We start from the raw sequence: 18401 nt of genomic DNA on the forward strand, positions 1-18401 counted from the left end.
GGCGCGGGCGGCGCTCAGCAGCCCGGCAGGGCTGATGTGCTCGTCCGCGCCGTGGAAGAGGTCGGTCAGCACGTCGGCGACGATGCCGGCCCTCCAGCACCGGGCGCCGGCGTCACCTCACGCTGGTCGTAGTAGCTCCACCACAGGCCCCCGGTCAGGGTGCAGCCCGGAGCGACTCCGGCGCCTGGAGCACATCGGCGTTCAGCATCTCCAACCTCGTACGGCAGCCGCCGGAGGGGTGGTTCGCGCCGGTGCTCCAGTGTCGGAAGCTGGTCTGCAGATACAGCAGACACCCGGTCCGCTCCTCGGTGGCGAGCGGCCGCGTCCGGACCCGCGTCGCCCAGGCACCCACGCGGCTTCACCCAGGGCAGAAGGCCGCTCCCTTCCCCCCGCGCCCCGGATCCTTAGGGTGAGGGGATGAGCACTCATGCGCCGAACGAGTCCCGCGTCATCTCCCTGCGCCCGCAGGCCCCATCGCCTGGTTCCGGCGGAGCGGCCGGCGCCCCGCGGCGACCCGTGGGGGGTCCACAGCGACGCGCGCCGAGGGAGCCTCTGTGGCGTGACCTCGTCGGCGACGTGCTGCGGCGCGAGCGGCTCGCCCAGGAGCGCACGCTGAAGGACGTCTCGGAGGCGGCCCGGATCTCGATGCCGTATCTGTCCGAGGTGGAGCGCGGACGCAAGGAGGCATCCTCCGAGGTGCTCGCGGCCGCCGCCCAGGCCCTCGGCCTCGGCCTCGCCGACCTTCTCCTACTCGCCGGTGACGAGCTGGCCCGGCACGCCCGGAGCCGGGTGGTCCGGTCCCGCACGTCACCCACGTCACCCACGGCGCAGTACGACGGCTTCTGCCTCGCCGCCTGACCGGGCTGGGCCACGGTCGGTACGACAGGGCGCGCGCCCCGTCGTACCGACCGGCTCGCCGACCCTCGGCCTCGGCCGCGCGGGCTCAGACGAACGCGAACCGTCGGCTCAGTACCTCGTCAGCGAGCCCGTAGGCCACGGCCTCCTCGGCGGTGAACACCTTCTCCCGGTCCATGTCCGCGCGCAGCGTCGCCACGTCGTGGTGTGTGTGCCGGGACAGGACCTCCTCCACCTGTGAGCGGATGCGGACCATCTCCTTGGCCGCGAGGCTGAGGTCGGAGACCGTCCCCTGCCGGCCGCCGCTGGCCGGCTGGCCGAGCAGCACCCGCGCGTGCCGGAGCACGAACCGTCGCCCGGGATCTCCGCCCGCCAGCAGCACTGCCGCCGTCGACGCCGCCTGACCGACGCAGAAGGTGGAGATCGGCGCCTGCACGAACGTCATCGTGTCGTAGATCGCCATCAGCGAAGTGAACGATCCGCCGGGCGAGTTGAGATAGATCGAGATCTCCTGCTCCGGGCTCGCCGACTCCAGGTGAAGGAGCTGCGCGATGACCACGTTGGCGACCTGGTCGTCGATCTCGGTGCCGAGGAAGATGATCCGCTCGTTCAGCAGCCGGCTGAATACGTCGTAGGACCGTTCGCCCTGCGCGGTCCGCTCGATCACGTAGGGAACCGTGTACGACCCCATGTCACAGCCCCGTCCGTCGGCGCGGCGTTGCCGGGCGGATGTCGGCGAGCGACTCCACCACCCGGTCCACCATCCCGTAATCCCTGGCCTGTTCGGCCGTGAACCAGCGGTCCCGGTCGCCGTCCCGCGCGATCGTCTCCTCGCTCTGCCCGGTGTGCTGGGCGGTGATCCGCTCGACGGCCTTCTTGGTGAACTGGAGGTTCTCCGCCTGGATCTCGATGTCCGCGGCGGTGCCGCCGATGCCCGCCGAGGGCTGGTGCATCATGATCCGCGCGTTCGGCAGCGCGAACCGCTTGCCGGGCGACCCCACGGTGAGCAGGAACTGGCCCATGCTGGCGGCGAAACCCATCGCCAGCGTCGAGACGTCGTTCGGGATGAGCCGCATCGTGTCGTAGATGGCGAGACCCGCGGTGACCGACCCGCCGGGGCTGTTGACGTACAGGCTGATGTCGGAGCGCGGGTCCTGCGCCGACAGCAACAGCAGCTGCGCGCACACCCGGTTGGCCGACACCTCGTCGACCTGGGTGCCGAGGAGGACGATCCGCTGGTCGAGCAGCCTTGCCGCGAGGTGGTCGTCGAAGTGGCCGGGCGGTGTGCCGCCCTCCTCCGCGTGGGGCGCGAGCATGGTGAGGGGAGTCATCTCTTCTCCTTGTCGAGGCGGGATGCCGTCGACTCCACTCTTGACCTCGGGAACCCGCCGGACGCCGTTCCTCTGCCCCCGGCAGATCCGCCACGGGCGGACACGACGTCACGGCACTCGTCCCTGGAAGCGGCCGGCGCACCGCAGGACCCGCCCCCTGCCCGCCGTAGGGCCGCCCGGATGGCGCTCAGGAGGCGGTGCGAGGCTTCGGGTGGGGAGGGGCGGGGGATCAGCCGCCGGTGACGTGCGGTCAGAGCGCTGCCGAGTCCGAAAGGGGGTAGCGCCGAAGTAAGCCCAAAAGTCGGGGGCGCGTGCAGCTGCGGCGGGTTCTGCGACCGCTGCTAGCCTGCCGTCCATGATCAAGACCGGACTGGCATGCCGAATAGGCCGCATGGCGGGGGACAGTGGGCCGGAGCGCGTGCTGGTCGCCGCCAGTTTCGTCAACCGGGTCGGCAACGGTCTGTTCAACGCGGCGTCGGCGCTCTATTTCACCTTCGTCGTGGGCCTGCCCGCGGTGCAGGTCGGCGCCGCGCTCACCCTCGCCGGAGTGATGGGCCTGTGCGCGGGGATACCCGGAGGGCACCTCGCCGACCGGCGCGGGGCCCGCACGATCATGACGGTGGCCCTCGCGGTCCAGGCACTGTCGATGGCGGCCCTCGTCCTCGTCGAGAGCTGGACCGCGTTCACGATCATCGCGACGATCGACCAGATCGCCGCGGCGGCCGGTGGGGCGGCCTGGGGCGCGCTGGTGGTCCGGGTCGGGGGTGAACGCCCCGCCCTGTTCCGGGCGAGGTTGCGCACCTTCGTCAACCTGGGCGTCATCCTCGGAACGGTGGGTGCGGGGGCCGCGCTGGCTGCGGACACCCGTGGCGCCTACGTCATGCTGATCCTCGGCAACGCGGCGAGCTTCGCCCTGTGCGCGGCGCTCCTGCTCCTCCTGCCCCGCTATCCGGTGCTGCCGGCGCCGCCGCAGCAGCGACGTTGGATCGCCTTCGCGGACCGCCCGTTCCTGACGTTCACCGCCCTCTACGGGGCTATGGGACTGCAATATCCGGTGGTCTCCCTGCTCCTGCCGATCTGGATCTCCGAGCACACCGAAGCGCCGCGTTGGACGGTGGCCGCGCTGTTCGCAGTCAATTCCGCCTTCTGCGTAGTGATGCAGACCAGGATCGGCTCCCGTATCGAGTCCCCGTACGACGGCGGCAGGGCGTTTCGCATCGCGGGTCTGCTCTTCCTCGTCAGCTGCCCGATGATGGCGCTGGCGGCGTACGCCCCTGTCTGGGCGGCGGCAGGACTGGTCCTGGTGGCGATCTTCGTCCATAGCCTGGGAGAGGTCTGGGAGTCCTCGGCGTGCTTCGCCCTGGGCTTCGGCCTTGCCCCTGACCATGCCCAGGGCCAGTACCAAGGTGTCCTCGGCCTCGGCTTCAACGCGGGCCAGGCTCTTGCCCCCGCGATCCTGACCACGGTGGTGCTCGGCCTCGGCACGACGGGGTGGCTGCTGCTGGCGTTGTTCTTCGCGGCGCTGGGCGCTGCCGGCCCCTCTCTTGCCCGCTGGGGCATGCGGACCCGGCCGCAGCCGGGCGTTGCCGCGGAAGTGACGGGATGACCAAGGAGTAGGTGTGTCAGCCCGCTTGGCCGTAGCCGTCCGCGCCAGTCTCGTTCGTCTCGCGTGGGTGACGGATCAGGGGTGCCAGGGGCCCGTGGTGACCACGGTGACTTCCTGGTGTCGGGTCCGAATCTGGTGGATGTCGCGGTCGGTGCCGGCGATATTGGGGCACTTGGGCCGGCAGTCGTCGGTGTCGGGGGTGACCCGAGGGTCGCCCTCGGTGCCGCGGAGCTGACAGGCGGCCATCGCGGCGCTGGAGGCGCCGGAGTCCTGCTGGATCAGCGGGAGCGCGGTGGAGACGATGGAGGCGTCGAGCGCATTCATCAGCTCGGCGATCAGCACGACGACCAAGATGATCGTGCTGATGCGCCGACTGACGGCCGGACGGGGGGTGCGGGGTGAACATGGTGTGCTCCCTGTTCGCGTGCAGGTAGAGGGACGGGCCTGGGCAGGCCGCTGTCCGCGCGCAGCGCGACAGGGTGAAGCGGCGAGGGGTGCCACTGGCCCCGGCCGCGAGAGGGCCCCGTCATCGAGGCATGCGTCAGCGGTCCGCGGTTGGCGGACGGCTGGAATGGAGCCCCAAGGCGAGCGGCTACGGGGCCTGGCGGATCGGAGTCACCTCGGTAGGAAGTGGTCCACAACCCGAAAAGGGCAGAGTGGGCCTCGGGGTCCGCGCAATGGGCTTTGGTCCTCCACGAAGGCCAGCCCAGGGTGTTCCTGCGCGTCGGCGTGGAAAGAGATGGCGGTGCGCTGAGCACGGTGTGTACCGTGGTGGACGGTCCTGTTGTCACCGATTGAGGTGGATCTTGCGCATCTGAGGTACGTGCCCCTGTTGCCAGCGCGGCGTCCGCCCGTGCTGCCCTGCCGCGGTCGGCTGTGCCGACGGTGGTGGTCGTGCACTCCTCTGCGCAGGTGCGCAGGTTTCCGGACCCTCCCCTTGAGCCGGGTGAGTCCGCCCAGGTCCCGAATCTCACTGTTCGGACGCGGTGCACTTCCGCCTGTCGTTGCGATGCCGAGCGCGTACCTCCCTCGCACATTTGTCACCACAGGTGACCGACCCCTTTCGGTAGGCGACCGCATGACCGCAACCCTGACTGCCAAGAATCTCGCCGCAGGTCACGGCGACCTTCCCCTGTTCACCGGCCTCGACCTCGTCGTGCCACCGGGCGAGGTGATCGGCCTCGTCGGAACGAACGGGGCGGGCAAGTCCACCCTGCTCCGCCTCCTGGCAGGGTTCGACCGCCCCGAACAGGGCCGGGTCCACCTCGCTCCGGCGGGGGCGAGCGTCGGATACCTGCCCCAGGAGGCGGACCGGCGCCCGGGCGAGAGCGTCTACGCCTTCCTCGCCCGCCGCACCGGTGTCGCAGCGGCCCAGTGCGCCCTGGACACCGCCTCCCATGCGCTGGCCGACGGCGCCACAGGGGCCGAAGAGGCCTACGACACGAGCCTGCAACGCTGGCTCGGCCTGGGCGGGGCCGACCTGGAGGAGCGCGCCGAGCACGTCACCGCCACACTCGGCCTGGGCGTCGGGCTGGAGCAGGCCATGACGTCGCTGTCGGGCGGGCAGACCGCCCGTGCGCAGCTGGCCTCGCTGCTGCTGTCGCGCTTCGACATCTTCCTGCTGGACGAGCCCACCAGCGACCTCGACCTTGCCGGTCTGGAACAGCTGGAGCAGTTCGTGGGCGGGCTGCGCGCGGGCGCGGTCGTAGTCAGCCATGACCGCGAGTTCCTCGCCCGCGCCGTCACTCAGGTCCTCGAACTCGACCGTGCCCAGCAGCAGGTGCGCCACTTCGGCGGCGGCTACGCCGCCTACCTGGAGGAAGCCGAGAGCGCCCGCCAGCAGGCCCGTGCGCAGTACGAGGAGTACGCCGACCGCAAGGCCGCCCTGCAGGAGCGGGCGAACATGCACCGCTCCTGGGCTGAGAAGGGGGTTCGTACCGCGCAGCGCCGCAGCCGGGACAACAACAAGTTCGCCCGCAGCGCCCGGATGGAGAACAGCGAGAACCTGGCCGCCCGGGCCAAGCAGGCCGAACGGCTCATCGAGCGCCTGGAGAAAGTGGAAGAGCCGCGCAAGGAGTGGCGGCTGCGCATGCAGATCGCCGCCGCGCCTCGTTCCGGCGCCATCGTCGCCACGCTGGGCGAGGCCACCGTCCGGCGCGGCGAGTTCACCCTGGGACCTGTGACCTTGCAGATCGACTGGGCGGGCCGTGTCGCGATCACGGGGGCGAACGGCACCGGGAAGTCGACATTGCTGGGCGCCCTCCTGGGCCGTGTCCCGCTCGCCGCCGGCGGCCAAGCGCTCGGCTCAGGGGTGGTGATCGGCGAGATCGACCAGGCCCGGGCCCTGTTCCATGGAGCCGAAACCCTCCAGGACGCTTTCCGAACCGCTGTCCCGCAGACGGAACCTGCCGAAGTTCGCACCCTGCTGGCTAAATTCGGCTTGGGTGCCGAACACGTCCTGCGCCCCGTGGACACCCTGTCCCCCGGGGAAAGGACCCGGGCCGCACTCGCACTGTTGCAGGGCCGCGGGGTGAACCTGCTGGTGCTGGACGAGCCGACCAACCACCTCGACCTGCCGGCCATCGAACAACTCGAATCCGCCCTGGACTCCCACACCGGCACTCTGCTGCTGGTCTCCCATGACCGCCGACTGCTGGAATCGGTACGGATCACCCGACGCCTGCACCTGCACGACGGGACCCTCACCGAAACCACCGCATGATCCGCACGGTGCACGCTACGCCTGCCCCGGCCTACTCTGCGGCACTTTGGGTACCGCAACTACTCGCACCCAGGACCGGCTTGAGGTGTCCGTGGAGGAGGAGGGTGCGGCCTCGGTACCGGCGGCTGCGGCTGAACCACCTGGCGCCTTTCTCGTGCCGGACGAGCCGGTTCGCCGCGAGGCCGGGCAGGGTGCCGCGTACGCGGCCGGGTGTTTAGGTGGTCAGGGGTCGGCTGGGGGTCCGCCAGGAGTCGGCGAGGACCCAGTGGGCGATACGGTGTCGCCGCTGCGGTCGGGCGAGCTGTAGGGGTTGCTGACGCGGCCTGCGACCTTCGCGAGGAGGCGGGCCTGCTCGGCGTCGGTGCCGTCGGCCAGCCGACGCCAGCAGGGAGAGGCGGTCCACGGTGGGCGAATAGCCGCGGGGTGCTGTAGTCGACGTAGTCCTGCTTGTCTTGGTCGAAGGGATCAGGATGGGGAGGCAGTCGTCCCAGATGTCCCAGGAAACGAAGGGCGACGGGCGTCGTCCACGGACCAGATGTGCGCGCGACCATGAGGCCGGTCAGCACCGCGTCGTAGGCGGCGGCCCAGCCGTAGCGCCGCGGCAGGAGCAGGTGGCGCCGGTGTGCGTCGATGACGTCCGAGATCCGGGCGAGATCGACGGCGCGGCGCCCGGCTGGGGCGATGATCCGCTCGATGACGTCGACGAGCAGCTCGGCCATCCGCGGCTCGGTGCCGGCGAACTCGCAGGCGGCACAGATGTCACCGCCGGGACGGCCCCGAGGTTCGACTTATCCGCCGTGCGGCCGGCACCTCCTGCGCCCCGGGCGCGGATCGCCGTTGGCCCTGGCCGGCGGCGCACCGCCGGCCAGGGCCTCGTCCGGGCCGGTCATGCCCTGGCTGGCAGGCCGTCGGGCCTGAGGAAGAACCGGTGGGTCCAGGCGTTGAAGTTCGGGCTGTCGCAGTCCCCGGGCCTGAACCCCGGCCCGCCCCTGCATGTCCTGGCCCGTGTCGCACGACTACGCCGAAGTCTCGGCCCCTGCCCTGGGGGCGAACCCGTTCCCCTGCTCCGCGAACACCTTGATCGCGGCGCCCAGGAACTCCACCATCCCGGGGTGGTAGGAATCGTGGAACGCCCTCATGGCCTCGTCCTCGGCGTAGAAGAGCGACATGCCGACGTAAGCCTCCCTGGAGGGGAGGTAGAACCGGCTGACGATGTCGAAATGCCTGCGGACGAGCTCCTGGATCTGCTGGTCTCCGGGCAGGGAGCCGCCGGCCAGGAAAGCCGTGATCTCCCGGTACAGGACGTCCCAGTCCCGGTGGACCTGCTCCCTGTCCACATGTTCCCAGTCGTTGGTCGCGGCAAGGCTCTTCGCCTGCTCCTCGGCCAGCGACTGGCGACACTCGTCCTCGTAACTGTTTCCCACGGCACCGGTTCCCATCGTTTCGTCACCTCTCCGGTGGATCCAAAGAGGCCGCCGACATATAGACATCGACGGGCTGCCGATGATCAACTGCCGGTCCACGCCGAACGGTGACACACAGCCACCGGCTCGGCAAACCATTTCTCGGACCCTTCGGCGCTCCTGGTACCTGGAGGCGGCTTTCACGCCCGACGCTCACCTCGGAACGGTGTCACGACGATCCGACAACGCCCGTCGTCGTGACAAGAATCGAGGAGATCACCGCCTTGCGCCTCCCCGGCGGTCGACTTGTCGTCGACGCGCCGTGGCACGACCACGAACCCGGGGAATACAAGCGAGGGCTGCCGACGAGGACGGCGGGCCGGTACGAGTTCTTCGGCGAGCGCTTCGACGGCGTTGAGTGTGCCGGGACGCGCCTGTGCATCAGCAGCGATCCTGGATCTGGGAGATGGGACCCGCAGCCACAGCACCAGTGACTCGATCAGCGCGCCCGCGCGGTAGCGGGCGGCCAGCTTGTCGATCCGGGTGGCGACCGTCCGGAACCGCTTCAGCCGCGCGAAGCACCGTCGACCACGTTCCGGCCACGGTAGGCCTGGATGTCGAACGCGGGAGGTCGGCCGTCCTTCTGGCCTCGGCGATATGACCGCCGGCACCAGCCGCCGTCGTCAGGCCCGGATCTCCTTGACCTGCACGCGCGGGCTCCTGGCTCGTTTCGCATGAACAGGCCCCGCTTCGGCTGACCTGCTGGTGGGCGACCCGGTCGCCGGGCATGCCGGTCTCAGCCGATCTGGTGCTGGTTGCCGCCTGCCGTGGGCCCTACCGTTTGCCCGGGAACGGTGGGAGGGGGGCGCGCACGGCGAGGGCAGCGTGGGCACCGACGTCGAAGTCCATGGCAGTGCGACCGTGGTACGTCCCGCACGGTGAAATGGACACCGGACCGCCGCCCTGCGACAACTCGTCCTACACGCGACGCCGTCGATCGTCGCGAGCATGCTCACTCACCGCACCACCTCCATGGACTACGCGTCAGGCGAACGGTCCTCCAGCCACCTCAGCCCCCGCCCACAGTGGTGACCATGTTGAACCGAGTAGCCGTCCTGTCCGACATCCATGGAGTCCTGCCCGCCCTGGAGGCTGTGCTCGCCGAACCAGAAGTGCGTGCTGCCGACCGCATCGTGCTCACCGGCGACATCGCCGCCGGCCCACAACCGGCCCAGGTCCTCGACCTGCTGACCAGCCTCGGCGACCGCATCGTATGGATCAGCGGCAACGCCGACCGAGAACTCCTCGCAGCGCAAGCTGAGTGAGGAGATCGCCAGGCTGCAGCGGCTGGCCGAGGTGGCGGAACGGGCGATGGAGGTCCAGAAGACCGGGGTGTCTCTGACTCCTCAGGAACGCTTCGAGGTCTTCGGTGAGATCACCTTCGACCTGAGCTATGCCACCGAGGCAGAACTGAAGTGGGCGCACTCGGATGGACAGCGCGAGGCGATGGCGCGCGCGGCTGCTCACACCAAAGAGGACTGGCGTCAGCTCATGGGCGAGGCCGCCGCCTGGCGCGCGGAGCTGCTCGCGGCCTTCGACGAGGGGGAGCCGAGCAATGGCGAGCGGGCCATGGACCTCGCCGAGGAGCACCGCTTGCACATCTCACGATGGTTCACCTCCTGCCGGCCCGACATGCACCGGCGCATCGCGGACGACTTCGTGGCCGACCCGCGCGCATTCGCTCTGGTCGTACCGCCGTCGCAACAACGCCCGGGCCTGGCCGCCTATATGCGCAAGGCGGTTCACGCCAACGCGGCCCGCCACGCAGGTGGCCGAACCGATTCCGAGGAGGACCAATGAGGATACTGATCGCCGCAGCCGGATCGCGCGGCGACGTCGCGCCCTACACGGGTCTGGGCGCCGAACTGTGCCGGGCCGGATACGACGTCACCCTCGCCACCACCGACACCTTCGCACCCCTCGTACGCGGCGCGGGGCTGGAATTTCGCAGCCTCCCCGCCGACACACGGGTGCGTGGCAGCGTCACAGGCAAACGCGAACTTATGCGCACTGCTGCCGCGTTCATCACCGAACTGGGTCAGGGCTTCGCCGACGTGATGGACGAGGGCACGGACCTGCTCCTGCTGTCGACCACCACCGCTCCGCTCGGCTGGCACCTCGCCGAGGCCACGGGCACACCGAGCCTCGGCGTGTACCTCCAACCCACCGCACCGACCGGCGACTTCCCGCCCGTCATCACCGGCTCCCGCTCGCTGGGCCGTCTGGCCAACCGAGCCACCGGACGCCTCGCACTGCGCATGGCCGACCGCCTCTACGAACAGGCTGTCGCACAGCTGCGCCGCCGCCTCCAGCTACCTCCGGCCTCACCTTCCGAGATGCGTAGACGACAGGAACAGGCGAATTGGCCGATCTTGCACGGCTTCAGCACGGTCCTGGTGCCTCGTCCCTCCGACTGGCACTCTGGCCTGGAGGTCGTGGGCAACTGGTGGCCCCACCATGAGGCAGCCGAACAGTTGCCTACTGATCTGGAGGACTTCCTGCGTGCCGGACCCCGGCCCGCCCTCATCGGCCTCGGAAGCATGGCGGCCGGTGACGGGGAGCGGCTGAGCGAGATCGCTGTGCGAGCCCTGCGCCGCGCCGGGCTGCGCGGCATCCTCCAAGCTGGCAGTGCCGGGCTTGCCGCCGACGGAGACGACGTGCTCACGATCGGGGACGTACCGCACGCCTTGCTGTTTCCACGGCTGGCTGCGGTGGTGCACCACGGCGGGGCCGGCACCTCGGCCGCCGCGTTGCGTGCTGGAGTGCCCGCGGTCACCGTACCAGTGACTGCGGACCAGCCGTTCTGGGCGGGTCGGCTTGCCGCCATCGGCGCCGCCACCGCCCCGATCCCCTTCCGATCCCTCACCGCCGAACGGCTTGCCGACTCCCTTCACCAAGTAGTGAAGCAGCAGGCACACAGTCCAGCCGCCGCAAAAGCGGCGCACCATCTGATGACCGAGAACGGAGCGGGTCAGGCGCTCAAGGCCATCCAGCAGTTGACCGACGGATGACGCCGAACCGTTCCTCCTACGCCACTGCGGTCACCGACCTGCTCGCCGAGCGCGCTCCGGGTCTGCTCAAGACACTGCGTGAAGCGGACCCGGACCTCGTCCTGCTGGATGACACTCTCGCCGTATGCGACCGCGTCGGTGACGGGCGGGCGGACTGGTCGGCCAAACACCGCAGCCACGGCGTGAACATGCAGCTAGTCACCGCACCCTGGCGGCCGGCTGCTGTGGCTTTCCCGCGCTGCCGGGTCGCGTCCAGTCCATGATTTGACCGCCGCCGGTACCCACCGGATCATCCGTATCTGCGATCGCCAGGGAATCCCCGTCCTGGCCGACCTCGCTCACCAGGGAGGAGGTCCCTGAGGGCGCTGCCGGGCGCCGCGCTGCTGGAGGTGGTCACGGCCTCGACCATCCTCCCGGTGCTCACCTACGGCTCGATGATCGTGCTCTACCTGCGGTGCGCGGGCGCCTGAGCCGCAAGAAGGGTGCCTTCGGCCTAGGTGTATTGACCACGAGCGTTGTTACGGTGCCGGGTGTTGATCACGGCGAAGACCTCCGGTGTGGTGGTGGAGGTGTCTAGCAGCACCACACACGGAGGACTTCGTGTCCCGCCGCGTGCTCGGGGACGTCCGGTCGCGCACGTGGCGGCCGAGATGGGCATATCCAGGCCCACCGCCCACAAGTGGGTCCGCCGCTGGCGGGCCGAGGGCGAGCCGGCCTTCACGACCGCCCGAGCAGGCCGGCCACGACCCCGCTCCCCACCCCGGCCGGGATCGAGGCCCGCATCCGCCGCTGGCGGACCGGCCGCAAGCTCGGCCCCCCCGATCGGCCCGATCGTGGACCCTCCGGCTTCGATGGTCCACCGGATTCTGGTCAGGCACGGCCTAAACAGACTGGCGTGGCTCGACCGCCTCACCGGCCAGCCGGTCCGGCGATATGAGCGGGCCCGGCCCGGCGCGCTGGTCCACGTCGACATCAAGAAGCTCGGCAACATTCCCGACAACGGCTCCTGCTACAACTCGACACTGTTCACCCAGACTCTGGCCAGGGCCGGCCTCACCCACAAACGCACCATGGTCGTGCCTTCCGGATCTTGCCTCGCCCGCGGCGCCTGGCACCGCGCCTCGCGGCGTTACCGGAAAGCCCACTTACGGTCCGGTGGGTGGGCTTCCCGGCGCCCTGCGAGGCGCGGCACCAGACGCCAGGGGCTTGACCGGCAAGATCCGAAAGAAGGCCTAGTGCTGTGACCGGGAAGGTTTGCCGGGTTGCTCGTTGTGCTGGTCGGATGTGACGACTTCGACTTGCATGGGGAGGCGGTATGGCGTTACCGCTCAGGATCCGCAGGCTGACCGAGCAGGAGGGGCAGAAGCTGCAGCACATCGTTCGGCGGGGCAGCACGAACTCGGTGCGGTTCCGGCGGGCGATGATGCTGCTGGCCTCGGCCGGCGGCAACACCGTCCCGGTCATCGCCCGGCTGGTCCAGGCAGATGAGGACACCGTCCGTGATGTGATCCACCGGTTCAACGAGATCGGGCTCGCATGCCTGGACCTCAGTGGGCGGGAGGCCGTCCCCGCCTGCTGACTCGTGACGACGAGGACTTCGTCGTCCAGACGGCCACCACTCGCCCGACCATGCTGGGCAAGCCCTTCACCCGCTGGTCGATCCGCAAACTGGTCGATCACCTGCGCCGGAACATGGCCCGGCCCGTTCGGATCGGCCGGGAGGCCCTGCGCTGTTTGCTGGCCCGCCGGGCATAACCTTCCAGCGGACGAAAACCTGGAAGGAATCCCCGGACCCCGCCTTCGACGCCAAGCTGGCCCGGATCGAGTATGCGGTCAACGAGCGCCCGGACCGCACGTTCGCCTTCGACGAGTTCGGGCCGCTGGGCATCCGCCCCACCGCCGGCTCCTGCTGGGCCGAACAGAAACGCCCCGACCGGCTGCCCGCCACCTACCGCCGCACTCACGGCATCACCTACTTCCACGGCTGCTACTCGGTCGGCGACGACGAACTCTGGGGCATCAACCGCATACGCAAGGGCATCGACCACACCTGGACTGCCCTGCGATCTATCCGGGCGGCCCGCCCGGATAGCGCCCCGATCTACGTGATCCTCGACAACCTCTCCGCCCACCTGAACTGGAGAATCCGCAGGTGGGCGGCACGCAACAAGGTCGAGCTGTGCTTCACGCCGACCTACGCCTCTCGGGCGAACCCGATGGAGGCTCACTTCGGGCCCCTGAGGCAGTTCACCTTGGCCAACTCCCACCATCCGAACCACACGGTCCAGACCCGGGCCCTGCACGCCTACCTGCGCTGGCGCAACCAGAACGCCCGCCACCCCGACGTCCTCGCCGCCCAACGCGCGAACGCGCACGCATCCGCAGCGAGAAAGGCCTCCGATGGGGCGGTCGATCCCTCCTCGCCGCGTGACCGAGCAGATCGGCGCCCCTGCTCGGACGCCCTGTAGTTAACGCTCCGGCGTCACGATCTCAAGTCCGCCAAGACGGAGGGCGTCCTGAAGCTCACCAAGCTTCGCAGGCGGCAAGACTCCCGCCCGGTCGATCAGATCTTCCCTGGCCAGGGTGACCAGCCAAGTACACGGGACAAGGCCCGGACGTGGGAGTGCCACGCGCAGAACGCCTTCAAAGGGCAATCCCTCGGGGGCACCTACCGTCACCTCGACGGCCACGCCACTGATCTCGATGTCTGCGGGAGCCACGACCTGCATCGCCCAGACCCCGGACGCCTCTTCTCCCGACAGCAGCACGACCGGCCGCCGTTCATCGAAATCCGCCCACCAGACCTCGCCATGTTGCATATGTCCTCCCGAACACAGGGCAGCGAGCGATCACCTGCCCACCCCTGCACCAACCATCTCATCGTCGGCACCAACCTGGCAGTCCAGGCGTTGAAGCCCCCAGCCAGGAACCCGGTGAACCTTTCCGGTCACAGCACTAGACGGCGGCGAAGGACTCGCGGGTCAGCGCCGGGTAATCGGTATAGCCCTCCGGGCCGTGTACGTGCATCAGGAACTCTGGGCGGAGCTCGTTGAGGGGCGCGCCGGTTCGCAGCCGTTCCACGAGGTCGGGGTTGGCGATGAAGCCCCGGCCGAGGGCGACGAGGTCGGCGCCCGCCTCCAACAGGCGCTCGGCCCGCGCCGCGCCCGCGTCGGCGGCGAGTTCCTCGCGGGAGAGCCGGGGGTTGGCGATGAGGGTGCCGGGCCAGGCCGTGCGCAGCCGCGCGAAGCCGGGGTCGTCCGGATCGGCGTACTCCACGTGCAGGTAGCCCGGCTCCAGGGGTGCGAGGGCCGCCAGCAGTGCCGGGTAGAGCCGCTCGGTGTCGGGTTCCGTCACGCCGTTGACCTCCACACCGGGGGAGATGCGCACGCCCACCTTCTGCGGGCCGACGGCCTCGGTGACGGCCCGGACCACCTCGACGGTGAACCGGATGCGCCCGTCCAACGATCCGCCCCATGCGTCGGTGCGCAGGTTCGTGTTCGGGGCGAGGAACTGGTGGAGCAGCAGGCCGTTGGCCGCGTGTACCTCGACCCCCTCGAAGTCCGCGGCGACGGCGTTGCGGGCAGCGTCGGCGAAGTCGGCGATGGTGGACCGGATGTCCGCTTCTGTCATCGCGCGGGGGGTGACGGCGGCCTGGAGGCCGGTGGGGGTGTGCAGCGGTTCCGGGTGCAGGACGGCCGACGGAGCGAGCGGGAGGTGTCCGCTGGTGTCGGGGTGGCCGATCCTCCCGCCGTGCTGGAGCTGGAGGAACATTAGCCCACCGGCATCCCGCACGGCGTCGCGCACCCGACGCCACCCAGCGGTCTGCTCGGGCGTGTGGATGCCGGGGATGTGCGGATACGTCTGGCCGACGGCGTTCGGGGTGGTGGCCTCGGCGATGATCAGGCCGGCCGAGGCGCGCTGCGCGTAGTAGGTGGCCATCAGCTCGCCTGGGACCCCGTCGGCGTCCGCACGGTTGCGGGTCAGGGGCGCCATCACCAGGCGGTTGGGAAGGCTGAGGGGTCCCAGGCGGGCGGGGGAGAAGAGGCGGGATCCGGCGGTGGGGGACTGTCGTGTCTGCGTCATGGCGGTACGGTAGAACCTGACATCAGTGTCAGGTTCAAGGGTTCCAGGGCGCAAGGACTCAAGGGCGCGAGGACCCGATACGGACCGGACGGACTTACCCGTGAGGTGGCCATGCGGATCGGTGAACTGGCGGCGCGTACCGGGGTCGGTGAGCGTTCGCTGCGCTACTACGAGCAGCAGGGGCTGCTGGCCTCCGACCGGACGCCCGGCGGCCACCGGGACTTCCCCGAACGGGCCGTGGACCGGGTCATCCGCATCCAGGAGCTCTACGCGGCCGGGCTGAACAGTGCCAAGATCGGGCAGGTCCTGCCCTGCATGCGGGACGAGGACGGCGGCCCGTCGGTACGCGCCACCCCGGCCCTGGTGGCCGAACTGGCCGCCGAACGGGACCGGATCGACCGGATGATTGGCGACCTCGTCCGTTCCCGCGAGGTCCTGGAAGAGGTCATCGAGGCGGCCGCCGGCCGGACCACCACGGCCTAGGTGTATTGACCCGTAGCGTTGTTGATGCGGCTGATGGGCGGGCGTCCGCCCAGTGCGGTGTGGCAGCGGTGGTGGTTTGATGTGGCGGAGGGTGCCACACCGGACACCAGGCCGGGTCGATGTCCTCCAACTGCTCACGCCGCGCCCACGTCATCGCCCCGGACAACGACTTCCGAAGGCAACGCGGCAGAAGCCGAGGCTGGGTGGGGAGAGCCGGCTCAGTTGCTTGGTGTGCGCGCAGTACGACGTGGGGTGCCACCCAGCGGAACAGGGACGCAAGGGCCATTACCCCGCTGCGTTACCCAGGCCAGATCTTCCGTGGACACAGCCGTCATCCGTGGACGTGGACGATGACGTGAACGTGGGCCGACGCCTCGCGGCTGTCACCACTGCCGCCAGCCTGCTCACGCGGCGGTCCCGCCGCCGTTCAGTTCCCGCTGAACGGCGGCCTAGCGGACGACGTCGGCCACGGGAGCCTGCCTAGGGGCGACCGGGGAAATCGACGCCGGCCCGGCGGCGTTCGTCCCGTACGCTCCCGACCATGCGCAACTCGACGATCCGTGCGGTCAACCGGCTCACCGCACGCTGGGCCGAGCAAGCCGTCGCCGACGACACCGGCACGGTCCTCACGGCCGTGGGGGTCTGGCCCCTGCTCGCTCTCCTGGCCGATGGCGCGGCCGGCCCCGCCCGTGGGGAACTCTCCGAAGCCCTCGGCATATCCGCCGACTCGGCGGCCGCGGCCGCACGCGAACTCCTCGCCGACCTGTCCGGCGTACGGGGCCTCTAGACGGCCACGGGGCTGTGGGCCCTGCAGGAGCTGCCCCTGGAGCAGCGGTGGCTGGACGCGCTCCCGGAGGGCGCGCACAGGCTGCTGACCGGCGACCCCGAGACCGACGCCAAAACCCTCGACGCCTGGGCAGCCGAACGGACGGGCGGCCTGGTTGAGCGGATGCCGGTCGACTTCCCGCCGCCCCCTGCGCACACCCAGCTGGTACTCGCCTCGGCGCTGGCCCAGCGGCTGCGCTGGATCCAGCCGTTCCGCTCCGGGCCTGTCGAGCCGTCCGAAGGCTCCTGGGCCGGTCGGGTCCTCACCGCGCTGCGCCGCAGCACCACCCTCCTGGACCGGGTCCGCGTGGCGCAGACGCCGGTAGGTCCGGTCACGGTGCTCGAAGTGGTCGGTGACGGCGGCGTGGACGTCCACCTGGTGCTGGGCGCACCCGGTGCGTCGCCGCGCCGGGTGCTGTCCGCAGGGGTGGACGTGGTGGCCCGCGCGCTCGCGGCCACCGGCGCGAGCCTGCTGCCCGAGGGGAACCCGGGTCCCGGCCTGCGCATCGGGACAGTCCTGTCGCCTGAGCCGGAGCCGTATCTCCACATCCAGACGACGGCCTTCGACGTGACCGCGGAGCTCGATCTCCTCGACCATCGCGGCCTGTTCGGCCTCGCCTCCGCCTCGGACACCGGCGCCGGCCACTTCCCGGGGATCAGCCCTCGCCCCCTGGCCGTGGGCTCGGCACGCCAGACGGCGATGGCCCGCTTCCACGCCGAGGGCTTCGAGGCCGCGGCTCTGACGGCCGTCGCGGCGTGCGCCGGCGCGGCCGCACCGCCCCGGTTCCGCTACCGCACCCGGCAGGCCGAGGTCTGCTTCGACCGCCCCTTCGGCTTCCTCGCCGTCCACCGCACCTCCCGCCTGGTGCTCGCAGCGGGCTGGGTCACCGATCCCCTGCCGTACGAGGAGCCCGAGTACCCCGAGTACGAGGAGTGGCAGAAGCGGGCTGAGGAAGAGGCGGCCGACGCCGAGTGGGAGGCGGAGCAGCGGGCCTCGGCGGAGAGGGCGGAGCAAACGCAGTGAGCGTCGCCGAAGGCTCCGGCGCGGCGGAGGAGAGGCCGGGCCTGCGCATTTCGTCGTCCATGTCCATGCTGGGCTCAACGCCGTCCTGCGGCCACGGGTCCACGCGGCCGCACCTGCCTGCGGGAGCGGGACCGGGCTTCCCTCCGGGGCCTGCCTCAACGCCTCGCTGCCCGTCTCGTCATCCGCGGAGCGACGGCCCCGTCTCTGCCTCCGGGCCGGTGGTGGTGAGCACGCGTGGCCCCCGGCTTCGAGACGCGCGAACGCGACGATGCGAACCTATGCCGCTGCCACGACTTCGCTCACCGTTGTGAGAACCACAGTGCCCCCACCGGGCGGCCTGGCCCTCACGTGCCGCCTGGTGCAGAGCGCACCGGACGGCATCGAGCGCTGACCACCCCAGCCGTGGGGCAGTGTCGTTCACCAGCGTACGGTCGGCTCGATGGCCCCGTTGACGGTGCCGTGCCTTCTGCGGATCGCTGCCAACCCCTCAACGCATGGACGCGCAGGCGTACTCGGTCTGGCCGCCGCAACAGCGCGACAAGAGCACTGGGGTTACGGCACTCGCAGTACCTTCCTCAGGGTGGCCACGCAGGAACTGCGGTGTGACGGCAGCGGCTACTTGATGAACTGGTCCATCGAAGCGTCACGCAACGCCGTAACCGCCGATGTCGACCTGATCCTTCCGCTCCTCGACGATGCGGACCCCGACGCTCGTACCTCCGCCTGCTACGCCCTGGCCACCGCTTCGGGCGAGGCACGCCGCATCACGGACGCTCTCCTCGCCCGCTTGACCATCGAGAGGACTGCGCGGGTCCGGGCGAGCCTCGTGCTGGCCGCCGCAGAGCTGGGTCGCGAGCACGCTGTCGCCTGCGCCGGCGCCGGCGCCTGGGCCCGTGCCCTCTGGGCTGATCACTCACAGCCCGCAGATGTCCGAGCGCCTGCCGCACTGGCCTGGCTCTGCCTCGTGGACGATCCCGTGCCGGACGTACTGCGGAAGA

At 70.2% G+C, this 18401-nt stretch carries 14 protein-coding genes and 4 pseudogenes; 12 read left to right on the forward strand and 6 right to left on the reverse strand.

Going from position 1 to position 18401, the window contains the following annotated elements; translation table 11 throughout:
• Positions 1 to 417 precede the first annotated feature (417 nt).
• Positions 418 to 858, forward strand: coding sequence for a helix-turn-helix domain-containing protein (locus tag CP980_RS33925; RefSeq protein WP_132760841.1), 441 nt, complete (start codon positions 418 to 420; stop codon positions 856 to 858).
• Positions 859 to 943: 85 nt separating this feature from the next.
• On the opposite strand, the gene CP980_RS33930 is transcribed toward CP980_RS33925, so the two are convergent.
• Together CP980_RS33930 and CP980_RS33935 are read right to left on the reverse strand one after the other, a co-directional pair.
• Complete coding sequence (locus CP980_RS33930; protein WP_099894994.1) at positions 944 to 1546, reverse strand: ClpP family protease; 603 nt, start codon at positions 1544 to 1546, stop codon at positions 944 to 946.
• Between the two features lies 1 nt (position 1547).
• Positions 1548 to 2186, reverse strand: a complete 639-nt coding sequence (locus CP980_RS33935; protein ID WP_132760842.1) for a ClpP family protease — start codon at positions 2184 to 2186, stop codon at positions 1548 to 1550.
• Between the two features lie 355 nt (positions 2187 to 2541).
• Between CP980_RS33935 and CP980_RS33940 the strand changes: the two genes are divergently transcribed.
• A complete protein-coding gene (locus CP980_RS33940) occupies positions 2542 to 3792 on the forward strand; it encodes an MFS transporter (protein ID WP_150529944.1) in 1251 nt (416 codons plus the stop codon).
• Positions 3793 to 3867: 75 nt separating this feature from the next.
• Here CP980_RS33940 and CP980_RS33945 read toward each other — a convergent pair whose 3' ends face one another.
• Complete coding sequence (locus CP980_RS33945; protein WP_150529945.1) at positions 3868 to 4134, reverse strand: MFS transporter; 267 nt, start codon at positions 4132 to 4134, stop codon at positions 3868 to 3870.
• 736 nt (positions 4135 to 4870) lie between these two features.
• Here CP980_RS33945 and CP980_RS33950 point away from each other — a divergent pair.
• A complete protein-coding gene (locus CP980_RS33950; protein WP_150529946.1) occupies positions 4871 to 6514 on the forward strand; it encodes an ABC-F family ATP-binding cassette domain-containing protein in 1644 nt (547 codons plus the stop codon).
• A 1016-nt stretch (positions 6515 to 7530) separates the two neighbouring features.
• Here CP980_RS33950 and CP980_RS33955 read toward each other — a convergent pair.
• Positions 7531 to 7938, reverse strand: coding sequence for a TipAS antibiotic-recognition domain-containing protein (locus CP980_RS33955; RefSeq protein ID WP_208834803.1), 408 nt, complete (start codon positions 7936 to 7938; stop codon positions 7531 to 7533).
• A gap of 1073 nt (positions 7939 to 9011) precedes the next feature.
• Here CP980_RS33955 and CP980_RS33960 point away from each other — a divergent pair.
• The 6 genes and pseudogenes from CP980_RS33960 to CP980_RS33985 form a co-directional block, all read left to right on the forward strand.
• A pseudogene (locus CP980_RS33960) lies at positions 9012 to 9224 on the forward strand (metallophosphoesterase family protein); the annotation flags it as partial.
• A 1-nt stretch (position 9225) separates the two neighbouring features.
• Positions 9226 to 9777, forward strand: a pseudogene (locus CP980_RS33965) (TipAS antibiotic-recognition domain-containing protein); the annotation flags it as partial.
• Entirely contained in the window at positions 9774 to 10988 is a 1215-nt protein-coding gene (locus tag CP980_RS33970; RefSeq protein ID WP_150529948.1) for a glycosyltransferase, read from the forward strand. The pseudogene CP980_RS33965 and the gene CP980_RS33970, both read left to right, overlap by 4 nt.
• A gap of 26 nt (positions 10989 to 11014) precedes the next feature.
• Positions 11015 to 11345, forward strand: a pseudogene (locus tag CP980_RS33975) (transposase family protein); the annotation flags it as partial.
• Between the two features lie 212 nt (positions 11346 to 11557).
• Positions 11558 to 12232, forward strand: coding sequence for a helix-turn-helix domain-containing protein (locus tag CP980_RS36800; protein WP_425281780.1), 675 nt, complete (start codon positions 11558 to 11560; stop codon positions 12230 to 12232).
• A 71-nt stretch (positions 12233 to 12303) separates the two neighbouring features.
• Positions 12304 to 13419, forward strand: a pseudogene (locus CP980_RS33985) (IS630 family transposase).
• Between the two features lie 37 nt (positions 13420 to 13456).
• On the opposite strand, the gene CP980_RS33990 reads toward CP980_RS33985, so the two are convergent.
• Both CP980_RS33990 and CP980_RS33995 read right to left on the reverse strand, forming a co-directional pair.
• On the reverse strand, positions 13457 to 13807 hold the full coding sequence (locus CP980_RS33990) for a type II toxin-antitoxin system PemK/MazF family toxin (protein WP_150529949.1): 351 nt from the start codon (positions 13805 to 13807) through the stop codon (positions 13457 to 13459).
• Between the two features lie 136 nt (positions 13808 to 13943).
• Positions 13944 to 15071, reverse strand: coding sequence for an alkene reductase (locus CP980_RS33995; RefSeq protein WP_150529950.1), 1128 nt, complete (start codon positions 15069 to 15071; stop codon positions 13944 to 13946).
• Between the two features lie 111 nt (positions 15072 to 15182).
• On the opposite strand from CP980_RS33995, the gene CP980_RS34000 reads away from it, so the two are divergent.
• The 3 genes from CP980_RS34000 (at position 15183) to CP980_RS34005 (ending at position 17403) form a co-directional block, all read left to right on the forward strand.
• A complete protein-coding gene (locus CP980_RS34000; RefSeq protein WP_150529951.1) occupies positions 15183 to 15554 on the forward strand; it encodes a MerR family transcriptional regulator in 372 nt (123 codons plus the stop codon).
• A 541-nt stretch (positions 15555 to 16095) separates the two neighbouring features.
• On the forward strand, positions 16096 to 16341 hold the full coding sequence (locus tag CP980_RS36615) for a hypothetical protein (protein WP_308439380.1): 246 nt from the start codon (positions 16096 to 16098) through the stop codon (positions 16339 to 16341).
• A gap of 162 nt (positions 16342 to 16503) precedes the next feature.
• Positions 16504 to 17403, forward strand: coding sequence for a serpin family protein (locus CP980_RS34005; protein WP_308439381.1), 900 nt, complete (start codon positions 16504 to 16506; stop codon positions 17401 to 17403).
• The last annotated feature ends 998 nt before the right edge of the window (positions 17404 to 18401 follow it).

This window comes from Streptomyces vinaceus (assembly GCF_008704935.1).
Classification (GTDB): domain Bacteria; phylum Actinomycetota; class Actinomycetes; order Streptomycetales; family Streptomycetaceae; genus Streptomyces; species Streptomyces vinaceus.

What these genes read in the sequence shown, in the direction of transcription:
- CP980_RS33925 (WP_132760841.1), top strand. Translation starts at nt 418, where the DNA reads ATGAGCACTCATGCGCCGAACGAGTCCCGCGTCATCTCCCTGCGCCCG.
- CP980_RS33930 (WP_099894994.1), bottom strand. Translation starts at nt 1,546, where the DNA reads ATGGGGTCGTACACGGTTCCCTACGTGATCGAGCGGACCGCGCAGGGC.
- CP980_RS33935 (WP_132760842.1), bottom strand. Translation starts at nt 2,186, where the DNA reads ATGACTCCCCTCACCATGCTCGCGCCCCACGCGGAGGAGGGCGGCACA.
- CP980_RS33940 (WP_150529944.1), top strand. Translation starts at nt 2,542, where the DNA reads ATGATCAAGACCGGACTGGCATGCCGAATAGGCCGCATGGCGGGGGAC.
- CP980_RS33950 (WP_150529946.1), top strand. Translation starts at nt 4,871, where the DNA reads ATGACCGCAACCCTGACTGCCAAGAATCTCGCCGCAGGTCACGGCGAC.
- CP980_RS33970 (WP_150529948.1), top strand. Translation starts at nt 9,774, where the DNA reads ATGAGGATACTGATCGCCGCAGCCGGATCGCGCGGCGACGTCGCGCCC.
- CP980_RS33990 (WP_150529949.1), bottom strand. Translation starts at nt 13,807, where the DNA reads ATGCAACATGGCGAGGTCTGGTGGGCGGATTTCGATGAACGGCGGCCG.
- CP980_RS33995 (WP_150529950.1), bottom strand. Translation starts at nt 15,071, where the DNA reads ATGACGCAGACACGACAGTCCCCCACCGCCGGATCCCGCCTCTTCTCC.
- CP980_RS34000 (WP_150529951.1), top strand. Translation starts at nt 15,183, where the DNA reads ATGCGGATCGGTGAACTGGCGGCGCGTACCGGGGTCGGTGAGCGTTCG.
- CP980_RS36615 (WP_308439380.1), top strand. Translation starts at nt 16,096, where the DNA reads ATGCGCAACTCGACGATCCGTGCGGTCAACCGGCTCACCGCACGCTGG.
- CP980_RS34005 (WP_308439381.1), top strand. Translation starts at nt 16,504, where the DNA reads ATGCCGGTCGACTTCCCGCCGCCCCCTGCGCACACCCAGCTGGTACTC.